Raw genomic sequence first — 13,383 nt, forward strand, 5'->3', positions numbered from 1 at the left:
GCCGGTTCCTTGCGGACCGGCATTCAGTCCCGTCAGCAGTCCTGCCGGCAGCCCTACCAGCAGTCCTGCGTGCTCCCCGTGCTGGCGGGGGTCTTGTCGTTGAGATCGTTGATCGTCATCTGGCCGCATGCCGGGTCGGTCTTCACCGCGTTCGCGGTCAGCAGGTAGGAGCTGGCGATCCCCGTTCCGCCCGCGGCGACCGAGATGACGTAGGCGCTGGATTCGCAGTTGTCGCCGGAAGGCGTGGTGCCGCCGCCGGTGCAGGCGGGCAACTGCAATGCGGCCAGGTCGGTGGTGTACTTGTTGTTGACCGTGAAGTACCGTTCCAGCGCGCCTTGCGCCCGCAGCAGCGCGGCCTTGCCTTCGGTGCGCCGCGCGCGCAGCACGTACTGCGAGTAGTTGGGAATGGCGACCGCGGCCAGGATGCCGACGATGGCCACCGTCGCCATCAGCTCGATCAGCGTGAATCCCGGGCGCCGGCGCCGCAGGGTCGGGGAGTGGGTCATGTGCGTGTTGCTCCTGTTGCTCCTGCTCCTGATGCCATGCGGCGCGTCAATGCAGGATCTCGCGCCACGTCAGGCGGCCGGTCGGGCTGCCCGCGCTTTCGGACACGGTTTCCTGGTTGCCGCTGGTGCCGGTCAGGAACTTGCATTCCTTGTTCGGGCCGCACCGTGTCACCGTCGGCGTGGGCGTGACGCCGACCGTGGACTGGCGTCCGCCGACGTATTGCTGGCCGCCGTTGCTGCCGTTCACCATGTCGCGCGGGTCGAAGTAGCCGTCGTTGTTGACGTCGAACGGCGAGACGGGAAGCCGCCCGCCGGATAGCCCGCTGAGTTCCATCAGCCAGCTCGTGCCGCCGTTGGCGCACAGGTCGCCGGACGGAATCAGCGTGGAGAACACGATGCGGTTGCCGCGGATCTGCGGGTTGTAGACCACGCGCTCGCCCTGGCCGGGCAGGCCCGGGGAGAGCAGGTTCAGGTACCAGCCGCCGGTCGTGCCCGACTGGGAGTACGTCACGGTATTCTGGCTGACGAGCCGGTACGCAAAGCCGTTGTACTGGAGCTCCTGGCTGATGGTCTGGGCGACCAGGTTGTTGCGCGACACGGTGGCCGCGCCCACGGTGTCGCGGTCCCAGATGCCATAGAAGCTCTGCGTGCTCATGTCGGCCGGGTCGCTGGTGTCCACGTAGCGGCCGGTGCCGAACAGCACCATGAAGCCGCCGGCCGGATTGCGCATCACGTCCACCGAGGAGGTGATCGGCTGGCGCTTGCCGCCGTCGTCGGTGGCCACGAACAGCAGCGAGCGGGCGCTGGCTTGGGTCCAGGCGGACGGGCTGGTGCTGCGCAGGTCGAACTTCCACAGGTTGCCGAGCAGGTCGCCGGCATAGAGGATGTCGGTGGTGCCGTCGCCGTTGATGTCGGTCGGGAAGACCTGCGCGATGCCGTTGGCCGCGGTCGCGGCGGCGTCGTCGACCGACAGCTTCAGGTAGTCGGTGCCCAGCACCCAGCTCTTGGAGCCGGCGGGGCGGTCCAGGAACACGATGTAGATGTACCCCTTGGCGGCGGTGCTGTTGAAGCCGTTGCCGAACACCGCCGCCCACTTGCCGTTGGCCAGCTTGATGATGGCGGGCTGGCCGAACGTGTAGCCGAGGTCGGCGTCGCTGCTGCTGGTGAATTCCCACAGCACGGTGCTGGCCGCCGTGCCTTCGGCGATCGATTCGGGATCGGTCACGTCGAGCGCGTAGATGCCCTTGCCGCCCGCCGCGAGGCCGCCCACCAGCACCGTCTTCCAGGCGTTGTTGACCAGCGCGTCGCCCGTGGCCGGCGTGCCGTCGACGTAGTAGGCGTGGGTGTAGCCGGTATCGGTGAGCTTGGCCAGCGTGCCGTACAGCGGCGAGGGCACGTAGGCGAACAGTTCCTTGCCGGCGTCGGAGCCGGCGTCCGTGCTGGGGTTGGCGGAGAACGCGTGGAGCATGCCGTCGTTGGCGCCGACGTACAGCATCGGCTTGCGGTTGCGCTTGTTGGCGACGAAGGTCGCGTAGCCGGCGTCGGCCAGGCCGGCATTGGGCACGCCGACGTACTGCGGGCTGGAGTTGACGATGTCGCCCAGCAGCGTGTTGGGCCGCACGCGGAACTTGCCCTGGGCGTCGCCTTCGTTGCTCTGGTCGCCGCGCAGCCAGTTCAGGCGCGCCTGGCCCTGGGCGTCGGTGAGATTGAGCGCGGTGCGGTACGTCGCGGGCAGGTTGCTCCAGCGGAACGGGATGCCGCTGCCGGCCGCGCTGTCGTAGGACAGGATGTTGCGGTTGTTGGCGACGGCGCCCTTGAGCAGCAGCCCGGCGTCCCACAGCGCGGGCTGTTGCAGCAGGCCGTCCGCGTTCACCGCGTAGGCCAGCAGCTGGCCGGACCAGTCGGTGCCGTTGAAGCGGGCCTGGTAGATGCGCGAGCCCGTGGTCAGCGACGACGAGTTGGTCGCCACCGACGCGGCCGACGAGGTCTGGAGGATGGACAGGAACGCGCGCTCCAGCGCCGCCGACAGCGCGCCGGGGTTGGTGGCGTAGAAGTAGTTGTCGGGCAGGCCGTCGGCGCCGCCGCTGCCGTCGGACAGCCGCACGTCCCATTCGGAGACCTGGTCCGGCGTGTTCGAGCCGTTCAGGTCCTTGAAGCCGCCCCACTTCGCCGCGTAGTACAGCGGATCCTGGAACTGCGAGCCGCTCTTGCCGTTGGCGGTGTAGGTGACGCTGGTTTCCGGGTCGCCCAGCGCGCAGTTGCTGCAGCCGCCGCTGGCGTTGAGCTGCGAGCCGGACGGCGTCACCGTGACGTTGACCGGGTCGGTGTAGCTGAAGCCCAGGATGCCGGAGTGGAAGTGCGTGCCGTCCTTGTCGGTGCCGGAGACCGTGTAGCCGAAGCCCTGCCCGTTGGAGGTGGACGCGGAAACCACCTTGGTCGAGATCTTGATGGTGTCGCCGCTGACGCTGTAGGTCAGCGTGCCCCACACGTCCTGGTCGTAGTCGCCGCCGGCGATGGAGTCTTCCCAGTTGACGTAGAACTTGCCGCTGGTGGCCGTCTGGCTGATGACCTTGAAGTCCACCAGCGTGCCGTTGCTGGCGGGCACGCCGCTCGGATGCAGCTGGTAGGACGGCATGATGGTGACCGTCTTGCCGTTCACGTTGACGTTGATCTTGGGCGTGGTGGTGGCGAGCTGCACCGCGTAGGTCGCGACCTTCAGCGATTTCTGGTCGCCGTCCGGCACGCCCAGCGTCTTGCCGTCGCGGATCCGGTTCATGTGGGCGAACAGCGCGGCCCCGGCGATCTGGAACGTGCCCTTCTGCGAAGGGCCTTCCGGGCAGATGCCGAGCACGTCGCTGAAATTGGACACGGCCTTGGCCGAGCACATGTTGTCGATCACCGAGCCCACGCCGCCGGCGAACCAGGTCGCCTTGCCGTCGACGCCTTCGCCGGCGCCGACCTTGTTGGTCCAGGGGCTGACGCTGCCGGTGGTGTTCAGGTCGGAGAACTTGTCGAGCTGGTCGCCATCGTAGGAAGTGACGCTGGAGTTGAACACGAGCGTGTTCAGCGGCGAGCAGTAGGGCGCCTTGCCGGGGTCGGTGGCGGGCAGGTCCAGCGGGTTCGCCCAGCCCGGACTGGTGAGCTTGAGCGTGGCGTCCTTGCCGCTGCCGCTGGCGGCAAAGCGGCTGTCCGGCGATTTGCCGGCGAAGTAGCGCAACGTTTCGAGATAGATCTCGGAGATCGGGTTGCCCCAGGTGGAGCAGTTGCCCTCATTGGCCGGCTGGTTCTGCGCGGTGCTGCCGCCGCTCGAGACGATGCCGGTCTGCTGGTAGTTGCATTTGTCGGCGTTGACGTAGCTGCCGTCGCTGTAGCTGTATCCGTAAGGGCGCAGGTGGTCGATGTTCCAGACAATGCCCTTGACGGCGCTGGTGCCGGAGAACAGGAAGGTGCCGTTGTCCGGGTTGATCTCCTGCGCGAAATTGGTCACGTTCCGGCGCAGCATGCCGCCCGAGATGTTCTTGTCGTAGGTGCCGGTCATCAGGCCGAACAGCATCTGCCCGGTCTCGCCGTACTTCTGCAGCAGTCCGTAGGGCTTGTAGGTGGTGCCGTACTGCTTGCAGTTCTCGGTGCCGATCAGGCCCGCCACGCAGACCTGCACGCGCGCGTTGAAGGTGCCGGTGGCCTGGCCGGAGCCGAGGCCGCGCGTGCCCTGCACGGGATTCTCGGCGGACGAGTTGATGCCCGAGACCGCGGCCCGGTTGCCGTTGGAGGAGCCTGAGACGGAGACGTTGTTGCTGCCGACCTTGATCGACGGCAGGAACGACCCCTGCGTGTTGTTCGCCTCGCCGTACCAGTTGCACTGCCACTTCTCGCTGGCGCCCCAGGTGGCGTAGTTGCCCTTGACCACGCGCAGCACCGGCGCCTGCGTGTTGTTCTGCGAGTTGAGGTTGCTGGAATCCTTGGGCGTGACGTTGCAGATGGTCAGGCCGCCGCGGGTCAGGTTCTTCACCGACCACGACGAATAGGTGGCGCTGGTGCCCTTGGGGTCGGACACGCCGTCCGGGTAGACGGCCACGCTGACCTGCTGGCTGCCGCTGGTGGCGGTCACCCAGCCGGTCAGCGTGGTGTTGGCCGGCGCCGCGGAATCCTTCGCCGTGAACTGGAGCTGGTCGCCGATCTGCATGTTGCTGTTGGCGCTCAGGCTGACGGTGATGACGTTGGCCCGCATCTGGATGCTGCTGGTCGACGTCACGGTGCCGATGTCGGACATCAGCTCCACGTCGCTGAACGGCACCAGCTTCTTGATGTCGGCGTCGTTGTTGTAGTACTTGGCCCAGGCGTGTGCGTCCATCGGCAGGAAGGCGCGCTCCAGCACGGTGGTGGCGTTGTCGGTCGAGCGCATGCCGCCGTAGAGGATCTTGCGCACCTCGTCGATCCGGCTCATGGTGGCCCAGTTCAGGAAGTTGCCGCTCCAGGTGGTGCCGTCGCAGTACTTGGTGGTGGTGACCGCCTTGGGCACGAAGCCCTGGATCGTGCTGCTGTCGTAGCCGTAGCACTTGTACGAGTCGAAGTAACCCGCGTAGTCGATGCCGTTGTTGTACGTGGTGTCGAGCGCGCCGTCGTTGTTCAGGTCGGTGTAGTCGTTGTACGCCTTCTGGTGCAGCGAATGGTCCTTGGACAGGTCGATCATCACCATCGGCGGGACGTTGCCGCCGGCATAGAGCGGCCGCGCGGCCAGGTTCAGCTGGGCGGCGGATGCCGAGGCGAGCGCGAGCAGGAACGACACCGCCAGCAGGACGCGCTGCAGGTGGCCGACGGGACGGCCGAGAAGGCTGCCAAGGATATGCTGGGTCATGGTGGGCCCGACAGGTAATGTGACAGGTAATGGGACACGCAAGGGCTGCAAGTACCGCTCAGAAACGGACAACTTCCTGCACCGTGACCTTGGTGGCGGGATTGGCGCCGTAGCCAAGCGCGGTCACGCGAAAAACGTATTGCGTCGCACCGGCGCGCAGGCTGCCCTGCGCGATGTCCGGGATCGATTCGATGATGTAGCGCGGCTGCTGCGAGACGCCGCCCGAATTGGCATTGGCGGCCAGCGGCATCTTCTGGGCCGCGCTGAGGTTGGTTATCTCGCCCAGCGCGACCGAGCGGTTCGGGTCTTCGAGGTACAGGTCCCAGACCTGGCTGCCGCTGTCGGCGGGGACGCAGAAGCCCTTGTAGCCCTGGATGTCGCAGGTCGGGGAGGCGCCGGTGCGCCCGGTCAGGCCGCGCGTCACGCTGATGTCGTTGCGCGCGTCGCGCAGCGCGGCTTCGGCCGCCTGCAGCGCGATGTTCTGGTCGCGCGCGTTGCGGGCCATGCGCTCGGAGGACAGGCTGGTCAGGCTGGCCGCCACGCCGAGCAGCGTCAGGATGATGAGGAACAGCAGCACCATGACCAGCGAGATGCCGCGCTGCGCGCCGCGCGCTGGCTGGCGGGCGGGGGCGGGACGGCGGAGTGGGGTGGGGTGGCGCATCTCGGGGCCTAGTTCAGTCGGTTGCGGACGGCGATGTAGAAGCTGATGTGCTTGCGCAGCCGGCCATCGTCCGGCAGCGCGGCGACGCTGCCGGCGTCGCCGGCTGGCGCGCTGTCGGCGGCGGCGTAGCCCTTGCCGAAGTGGTTGAGCGTGAACGAGGCGGGCTTGGGGTTGGAGCGCGCGGCGCCGCGCAGCACCATCGAGATGCGCAGGGCCCGCACGTTGCCCATGTTGGCGATGCCGGGCGGGACGTAGCGGTTGATGGTGTCGTCGTTGTCGGTGTCCTCGCCGAGCAGCACCTGGAAGAATTCGACGCCCTGGAACAGCGGCGTGGGCGCGCCGTTGACCGTGCATTGCAGCCACGGCGTGCCGGCGGCGTCGTTGACCACGGAGAAGGTCTCCACGGTCTCGAAGTTGCCGTTGACGTTCTCGCCCAGGCAATTCACCGCGGAGCCGTCGGCCACGGGCGCGCTGGCCGGCACGGCGCCCGGGGTGGGGTCGCCGCCGGCCTTGGACGAGCCGAAGTAGCGGAACGTCACGCTGTCGCTGGTGTTGACGCCGTCGTCGTTGGTGGCGTCGAGCGGCTTGGCCGTGCCGAAGTCGTTGCCGTAGTAGGTGAAGTCGCTGTAGCCGGCCTGGCGCGCCTCGCGCTGCAGCAGCTGGCCGATGGCGCGCGCGCTGGCCTGGATGTCGGCCACGTCGCCCTGCGTGTCGTAGGAGCGCCGCTGCGCGAGGTAGACCGAGCTGGTGGCGATCATCAGCAGCATCGCGATGACCAGCCCGACCATCAGCTCCACCAGCGTGAAGCCGCGGGCGGCGGCGTGCCGGCAAGGGTGGCGGTGGCGGCGCGGGCTCGGGGTCGACGGGTTCATGGCACGAGCGCGGTGACGAAGCGTTGGGTGGCGTTCTTGCCCTCGCGCCACCAGATCTTGATGACGTAGGGCGCGCCGGGCTGGTTGTCGCAGGCCGCCGCGGCGGGTCCGCTGCCGTCGTCGGGCGTGCTGTCGATGCAGACCGTGCCGGAGCCCGCCGGCAGCGCGTCGGCGAGGTCGTCGACCCAGTCCTGGAAGCTGCTGCGCGCCATCGCGTCGGTCGGGCAGCCCGCCGCCGTGTAGCACGCGGGCGTGGTCTGTCCGGTCGGCAGGTTGTAGGTGCCGGCCTTGGTCGCGGTCTCGTTGCTGCGGATCTGGTCGGCGAGGTTGTAGGCCATCACGGTGGCGATGTTGCGCATCGACGCGGTGCGGTTGTCGAGCAGCGTCTGCATCTGGAGCACGGTCAGGGCCAGCACGCCGATCGACAGGATGACCAGCGTGACCAGCGCCTCGATCAGCGTGAAGCCGCGCGCCTGGCCGGGCCGGCGGCGCGGCGCACGCTGCGGGCGCGTGGCGGCGGGGTGAGCGAGCGGGCGGCTCATGGCGTCACGACGCATTGCAGGCGGCCTGCTGGGAGCTGGCGCGGCCGGTGCCGGTCAGCGAGACCGTCAGCCCGTCGGCGGTCGAGCCGTGCTCGCAGAATTGCCAGGCGGCGTTGGGCGGCGTCGACGCGCCGAACGAGCGGAACCGCACCACGGTGCCGGAGGGGATGTTGCTGGCCACGACCGCGGTCCGGGCGTTCGGCGCATCGCTGTGGCGGACGACTTCCTCGCTGGCGCCGATCTGGCCGTCGCTGTCGGCATCGATGAAGATGACACGGCGCCTGGACCAGTCGTCCGTGCAGCTGGCGCCGTCCGCGGTCGGGCAGATGGTGACGGTGGCGTTGCGCCGCGCGGCCTCGCTGCGCGCGGTCTCGATGTCGCTGATCAGCCTGGACGACTCGCTCGTCATCCGGCTGCGATGCAGGAAGGAACTGAAGTTCGGGATGGCCGCCGCCGCCAGGATGGCCAGCACCGACAGCGTCACCATCAGCTCGATGAGCGTGAAGCCGCCCGCGCGGGAGGCGCCGGGCCGGTCATGGCGGTCATGCAGGGGGGAGGGAGCGGCCAGGGCGTCCCGGGAGAAATCCGGACGCGGGCCATGCGGACGCGAGCCGGCCAGCGCCGCCCGTTTGCCGCACGGCGCTTTCCCCGGTGCCCACGATGGCCTGGCGCGCGCACGCGTCGCCAAGCCCGCTGCCGCGAGGCAGGAAGGCTGACCCATAGTGACTCCCGTCCGAAAAACTGTTCTTATCTGTTCTTATTTATTCTTTACCGGCGTACCTCGCCTCTGCGTGCGAGTCGACCGTACCTTCCACTGCGCATTGATCATAGCTGGCGCAGATTAAAAGGTAGTGCAGATTAAACAGCTTTCCTCGGAGTTCTGCTACCCCTTTCGAGGGGTAGACGAAGAAAATTCATCGAGCATGTCGCGGAATTCAGACACGTCCTCGAAACTCCGGTAGACCGAAGCGAAGCGGATGTACGCGATCTTGTCGAGCCGGCGCAGCTCGCGCATGACCAGCTCGCCCACCTGGCTGCTGGGGATTTCCTTTTCCCCCAGGCCGAGCAGCCGCTCCTCGATGCGGGCGATGGCGGCGTCGATGGCCTCGGCCGAGACCGGGCGCTTGCGCAGCGCCAGGCGCATGGAATCCTTCAGCTTGTCGCGCACGTAGTCGGCGCGCGAGCCGTTCTTCTTGACGATGGCGGGGAAGGAGCGCTCGATCCGCTCGTAGGTGGTGAAGCGGCGGTCGCAGGATTCGCAGCGGCGGCGGCGGCGCACGGTATCGCCTTCTTCCGACATGCGCGTGTCCAGGACCTGCGTGTTGGGATGGGCGCAAAAAGGGCATTTCATGCCTGACCACCTTGAAAGTTGAGCCTGGGCGCAGGCCGCGCGGGGCGGCGTCTCGTCATCTTGTCATTCTGTGAGACGCCGGGCCGGGTTGGCAAGGCGCGTGCCGCGCGGGGCGGCACGGGCTGCCGGCCGCCCGCGCGCAGGCGGGCGGCGCAGGGCGCGTCAGCCGTAGACCGGGAAACGCTTGGTCAGGGCCGCCACCTGCTCGCGCACGCTGGCGATGTTGGCCGCGTCGTGCGGGTTGTCCAGCACGTCGGCCACCAGGTTGGCCACCAGGCGCGCCTCGTCTTCCTTGAAGCCGCGCGTGGTCATGGCCGGCGAGCCCAGGCGGATGCCCGAGGTGACGAACGGCTTTTCCGGGTCGTTGGGGATGGCGTTCTTGTTGACGGTGATGTGGGCCTCGCCCAGGACCTTCTCGGCTTCCTTGCCGGTGATCTTCTTGGCGCGCAGGTCGACCAGCATCACGTGGCTCTCGGTGCGCCCGGAGACGATGCGCAGGCCGCGCTCGATCAGGGTCTCGGCCAGCACGCGGGCGTTCTTGACCACCTGCTGCTGGTAGGTCTTGAACTCGGGCGAGAGCGCTTCCTTGAAGGCCACGGCCTTGCCGGCGATGACGTGCATCAGCGGGCCGCCCTGGATGCCGGGGAAGATGGCCGAGTTGATGGCCTTCTCGTGCTCGGCCTTCATCAGGATCACGCCGCCGCGCGGGCCGCGCAGGCTCTTGTGGGTGGTGGTGGTGACGAAGTCGGCGTGCGGCACCGGGTTGGGGTACTCGCCGGCGGCGATCAGGCCGGCGTAGTGGGCCATGTCGACCATGAACAGCGCGCCGATCGATTTGGCCACGCGCGCGATGCGCTCGAAGTCGATGCGCAGCGCGAAGGCCGAGGCGCCGGCGATGATCAGCTTGGGCTGCTTTTCGCGGGCCAGCTTTTCCAGCGCGTCGTAGTCGATGTCTTCGTTGGCGTCCAGGCCGTAGCTGACCACGTTGAACCACTTGCCGCTCATGTTGAGCGCCATGCCGTGGGTCAGGTGGCCGCCTTCGGCCAGGCTCATGCCCATGATGGTGTCGCCCGGCTTGAGCGCGGCGAAGAACACGCCCTGGTTGGCCTGCGAGCCGGAGTTGGGCTGCACGTTGGCGGCTTCGGCGCCGAACAGTTGCTTGACGCGGTCGATGGCGAGCTGCTCGACGATGTCGACGTACTCGCAGCCGCCGTAGTAGCGCTTGCCGGGATAGCCTTCGGCGTACTTGTTGGTCAGCTGCGAGCCCTGCGCGGCCATCACGGCCGGCGAGGTGTAGTTCTCGGAGGCGATCAGCTCGATGTGCTCTTCCTGGCGCTGGTCTTCCTTCTGGATGGCGGCGAAAAGCTCGGGGTCGATCTGGTCGATCGTATAGCGGCTGCGTTCGAACATGGCGAAAAACTCGTCTTAAGAAATGGGGATCCGAATGGCTTCGGGGTAGGGCGCGCGGGGAAGGCACAGGCGACCGGCACCGGACACGCTGAACGTCCGGCGCAGGGCGCACCCTGCTTCCCATTCGCTGCCCAGGCGAGCGGCAGGCGCTTGAAACTTCGCGCCAGAGAGCTTGCGCTTCCTCGTGGTAGTACCCACTGACTTCGCCAGTCGCGCAAGATGGAATGGTTGGCGGCAGTTTACGCGAGGCGCCGGCCGGCTGCAAGACGGCCCGGCGCGGCCTAGGCGGCAGGCCCTAGCGGAAAGCCGGCGGCTTGTCTGTCAACTAATGTAATTGTTGTAATGTCGGGCAAGGGTTTACACCGGGTTGGGTCGGCTGTCCGCTACAATCGCGGCCATGAGTCACAATGTGTGGGCCCTGCGGGTGTACTGGGAAGACACCGACGCGGGCGGCGTGGTTTTCTACGCCAATTACCTGAAATTCTTCGAGCGCGCCCGGACCGAGTGGCTGCGCTCGCTCGGCATCGGGCAGCAGGCGCTCGCGGACGAAGCGGGCGTGGTCTTTATCGTCAGGAGCACGGCGGTGGACTACAATGCCCCCGCCCGTCTGGACGACCTGCTCGAGATCCGGACACGGATTGAACGGGTTGGACCGGCATCTGTCCAATTCGCCCAGGAAGCCTGGCGTGGGGAGCAATTGCTGGCCACCGGCGCCATCCGTGTCGGATGTGTTGATCGCAGCACGTTCCGCCCGACCCCTATCCCCGCCCCCGTCCTCGCAACCATCAAGACCGCCCGATGAACCCCGTGACCGTCACGCAAGACCTGTCGATCATTTCGCTGGTGCTGCACGCCAGTCTGCTCGCGCAGGCCGTCATGGCGCTGCTGCTCGTCATGTCCCTGTTTTCGTGGACATACATTTTCCGCAAGCACCTGGCGCTGCGCGCGGCGCGCACCCAGACCGAAGGCTTCGAGCGCGACTTCTGGGCCGGCGGCGACCTGCAGGCGCTGTACCAGAGCGCGGCCAACAACCGCCACAGCACCGGCGCGCTGGAACGCATCTTCGAGTCCGGCATGGGCGAGTACCTGAAGGCGCGCGAGCGCAACCACGAAGCCGGCGCGCTGCTCGACGCGGCCCGCCGCGCCATGCGCGCGGCCTACCAGCGCGAGATGGATGTGCTGGAATCGCATCTTCCGTTCCTGGCCTCGGTCGGTTCGGTCAGCCCGTACATCGGCCTGTTCGGCACCGTGTGGGGGATCATGAACGCATTCCGCGGCCTGTCGAATGTGCAGCAGGCGACGCTGGCATCGGTGGCCCCCGGGATCGCCGAGGCGCTGGTCGCCACCGCCATCGGCCTGTTCGCGGCCATTCCGGCCGTGATCGCGTACAACCGCTACGCCACCGAGATCGACCGGCTGGCCATCCGCTTCGAGAGCTTCATGGAAGAGTTCCTGAACATCCTGCAACGCCAGACCCGCTGACGCCACGGTTCGCGCAAGACACACGGATACGTAGCCAAGGTCAAGGAGAAACCCGCATATGGCAGCGATACAGCGCCGCGGCGGCTCGCGCCGCCGGGCCAGTGCCGAGATCAACGTCGTGCCCTATATCGACGTGATGCTGGTGCTGCTCGTCATCTTCATGGTGGCGGCACCGATCGTGAATCCGGCGGTGGTCGACCTGCCGACCGTGGCCAACGCCACGCCGCAGCAGAAGGCGCCGCCCATCGTCGTGACCGTGCACGAGGACGGCCAGCTGACCGCGCGCGGCAAGGACAATGCCGGCAACGCCTTCGACCGCAAGGTCGACAAGGACGGTTTGCTGGCGTTCGTGCACCAGCGCCAGGAAGAGAACCCGGACCAGCCCGTGGTGATCGCCGCCGACCGCGCGGTCAAGTACGAGTCCGTGCTCGACGTCATGTCGGTGCTCAAGGGCGACGGCGTCAAGCGCGTCGGCCTCATGGTCAAGTCAAAGTAACCCGACATTCAACAGGCATCGCCGCGCGAGATGAAGACCGCCGCCTATCCTTATCAGCCGGTCAAGGAGCGGGGAACCCTGCGTTCCTTCCTGCTCGCGCTCTTCATGCATGTGCTGCTGGGCATCGTGCTGTACTACGGCGTGCACTGGCAGAGCAGCACGCCGGTCGGCGCCGAGGCCGAGCTCTGGGACGAGATCCCCGATACCGCCGTGGCGCCGCCGCCACGGCCCGCGCCGCCGCCCGAGCCGGTCGCGCAGCCGCGCCCGGTGCCGCCGGCGCCCGCGGTCCGGTCGCGCGCCGAGGAAGAGGCCGACATCGCGCTCGAGCAGCAGAAACGCCGCCAGGCCGAGGCCGCCGCCCGCGAGGAAGCGCGCCGGCAGGCCGACCTGCGCGCGCGCCAGGAAGCCGAGCGCCAGGAAGAAGCCCGCAAGGAAGCGCAGCGCAAGGAAGACCAGCGCCGCGAAGATCAACGCCGCGAGGACCAGCGCAAGGAGGACTTGCGCAAGGAAGCCCAGCGCAAGGAAGACGCGCGCAAGCTCGCCGCCCAGCAGGAACAGCAGCGCAAGGAGCAGGCCGAGCGCGACCGCAAGGAAGCCGATGCCAAGGCGCGCGCCGACGCCAAGGCCCGTGCCGATGCGAAGGCCCGCGCCGACGCCGCCGACGCCAAGGCGCGCGCTGAGGCCGACGCCAAGGCCAAGGCCAGCGCGGACGCCAAGGCCGCCGCTTCCGCGAAGGCCAAGGCGGACGCCGATGCCAAGGCCCGCGCGAATGCCGCGGCCGGCGCCCAGCGCCACGCCGAACTGGCGCGCCTGCAGGCGCTGGCCGGCGGTGCGGCGGCGCCGGGCGGGGCCGGCGGTGTCGGCAGCAGCGCGGGCAGCGGCGCCGGCAGCGGCGGCAAGGCTTCGCCGGGCTATTCGGACCGCGTGCAGCGCCGCGTGCAGCCCAACGTCAAGTATTCGGAGGACTTCCCGGCCAGCCTGGCGGCCGTGATCGCGGTCAGGCTGGCGCCGGACGGCGCGCTGCTTTCCGCCCGGGTCAAGACCTCGAGCGGCAACGCGGCGTGGGACGAGGCGGCGCTGCGGGCGGTGCAGAATTCGGACCCGCTGCCCAAGGATGAGAATGGCAAGGCACCCCCGAGTTTCGACATCCGGCTGCGCCCGCATGCCAACTGACGGCGCGAACGTAACAATATGCATAGTGAGCGGAA

At 68.0% G+C, this 13,383-nt stretch carries 12 protein-coding genes and 1 riboswitch; of the genes, 4 read left to right on the top strand and 8 right to left on the bottom strand.

The window, feature by feature from the left end:
- Nucleotides 1–53: 53 nt before the first annotated feature.
- The 8 genes from AC3WXD_RS07035 to glyA form a co-directional block, all read right to left on the bottom strand.
- Entirely contained in the window at nt 54–506 is a 453-nt protein-coding gene (locus AC3WXD_RS07035; RefSeq protein ID WP_020204262.1) for a type IV pilin protein, read from the bottom strand.
- Nucleotides 507–552: 46 nt separating this feature from the next.
- Entirely contained in the window at nt 553–5,361 is a 4,809-nt protein-coding gene (locus AC3WXD_RS07040) for a pilus assembly protein (protein WP_492323385.1), read from the bottom strand.
- A gap of 58 nt (nt 5,362–5,419) precedes the next feature.
- A complete protein-coding gene (locus AC3WXD_RS07045) occupies nt 5,420–6,022 on the bottom strand; it encodes a pilus assembly PilX family protein (protein WP_082079455.1) in 603 nt (200 codons plus the stop codon).
- 8 nt (nt 6,023–6,030) lie between these two features.
- Entirely contained in the window at nt 6,031–6,894 is an 864-nt protein-coding gene (locus AC3WXD_RS07050; protein WP_492323386.1) for a PilW family protein, read from the bottom strand.
- A complete protein-coding gene (gene pilV / locus AC3WXD_RS07055) occupies nt 6,891–7,436 on the bottom strand; it encodes a type IV pilus modification protein PilV (protein ID WP_059411251.1) in 546 nt (181 codons plus the stop codon). The genes AC3WXD_RS07050 and pilV overlap by 4 nt, the downstream gene beginning before the upstream one ends.
- Nucleotides 7,437–7,440: 4 nt before the next feature.
- Nucleotides 7,441–8,157: a GspH/FimT family pseudopilin gene (locus AC3WXD_RS07060; RefSeq protein ID WP_492323387.1), complete on the bottom strand. Its 717-nt coding sequence runs from the start codon at nt 8,155–8,157 to the stop codon at nt 7,441–7,443.
- A 162-nt stretch (nt 8,158–8,319) separates the two neighbouring features.
- Entirely contained in the window at nt 8,320–8,787 is a 468-nt protein-coding gene (nrdR, locus tag AC3WXD_RS07065; protein WP_020205621.1) for a transcriptional regulator NrdR, read from the bottom strand.
- A gap of 162 nt (nt 8,788–8,949) precedes the next feature.
- Nucleotides 8,950–10,197, bottom strand: coding sequence for a serine hydroxymethyltransferase (gene glyA, locus AC3WXD_RS07070; RefSeq protein ID WP_020205620.1), 1,248 nt, complete (start codon nt 10,195–10,197; stop codon nt 8,950–8,952).
- Nucleotides 10,198–10,319: 122 nt separating this feature from the next.
- Nucleotides 10,320–10,421: riboswitch (ZMP/ZTP riboswitch) on the bottom strand.
- 173 nt (nt 10,422–10,594) lie between these two features.
- Between glyA and ybgC the strand changes: the two genes are divergently transcribed.
- From ybgC to tolA, 4 genes are read left to right on the top strand one after another with little or no spacing between them, the layout of a single operon-like run.
- On the top strand, nt 10,595–10,999 hold the full coding sequence (gene ybgC, locus AC3WXD_RS07075) for a tol-pal system-associated acyl-CoA thioesterase (protein ID WP_029044165.1): 405 nt from the start codon (nt 10,595–10,597) through the stop codon (nt 10,997–10,999).
- Entirely contained in the window at nt 10,996–11,679 is a 684-nt protein-coding gene (gene tolQ / locus AC3WXD_RS07080; RefSeq protein WP_059411252.1) for a protein TolQ, read from the top strand. Before ybgC ends, tolQ begins: the two co-directional genes overlap by 4 nt.
- A 58-nt stretch (nt 11,680–11,737) precedes the next feature.
- Nucleotides 11,738–12,175 carry a protein TolR gene (tolR, locus tag AC3WXD_RS07085; protein ID WP_020205616.1) on the top strand — a complete coding sequence of 146 codons (438 nt, stop codon included), beginning with the start codon at nt 11,738–11,740 and terminating at the stop codon, nt 12,173–12,175.
- Between the two features lie 30 nt (nt 12,176–12,205).
- Nucleotides 12,206–13,348, top strand: coding sequence for a cell envelope integrity protein TolA (gene tolA / locus AC3WXD_RS07090; protein WP_020205615.1), 1,143 nt, complete (start codon nt 12,206–12,208; stop codon nt 13,346–13,348).
- The last annotated feature ends 35 nt before the right edge of the window (nt 13,349–13,383 follow it).

The sequence above is a fragment of the Cupriavidus sp. FW216-B1 genome (assembly GCF_058789195.1).

Coding starts and splice junctions, on each gene's coding strand:
- nrdR (WP_020205621.1), bottom strand. CDS start 8,787: ATGAAATGCCCTTTTTGCGCCCATCCCAACACGCAGGTCCTGGACACG.
- AC3WXD_RS07060 (WP_492323387.1), bottom strand. CDS start 8,157: ATGGGTCAGCCTTCCTGCCTCGCGGCAGCGGGCTTGGCGACGCGTGCG.
- AC3WXD_RS07050 (WP_492323386.1), bottom strand. CDS start 6,894: ATGAACCCGTCGACCCCGAGCCCGCGCCGCCACCGCCACCCTTGCCGG.
- AC3WXD_RS07045 (WP_082079455.1), bottom strand. CDS start 6,022: ATGCGCCACCCCACCCCACTCCGCCGTCCCGCCCCCGCCCGCCAGCCA.
- glyA (WP_020205620.1), bottom strand. CDS start 10,197: ATGTTCGAACGCAGCCGCTATACGATCGACCAGATCGACCCCGAGCTT.
- AC3WXD_RS07040 (WP_492323385.1), bottom strand. CDS start 5,361: ATGACCCAGCATATCCTTGGCAGCCTTCTCGGCCGTCCCGTCGGCCAC.
- pilV (WP_059411251.1), bottom strand. CDS start 7,436: ATGAGCCGCCCGCTCGCTCACCCCGCCGCCACGCGCCCGCAGCGTGCG.
- AC3WXD_RS07035 (WP_020204262.1), bottom strand. CDS start 506: ATGACCCACTCCCCGACCCTGCGGCGCCGGCGCCCGGGATTCACGCTG.
- tolA (WP_020205615.1), top strand. CDS start 12,206: ATGAAGACCGCCGCCTATCCTTATCAGCCGGTCAAGGAGCGGGGAACC.
- ybgC (WP_029044165.1), top strand. CDS start 10,595: ATGAGTCACAATGTGTGGGCCCTGCGGGTGTACTGGGAAGACACCGAC.
- tolQ (WP_059411252.1), top strand. CDS start 10,996: ATGAACCCCGTGACCGTCACGCAAGACCTGTCGATCATTTCGCTGGTG.
- tolR (WP_020205616.1), top strand. CDS start 11,738: ATGGCAGCGATACAGCGCCGCGGCGGCTCGCGCCGCCGGGCCAGTGCC.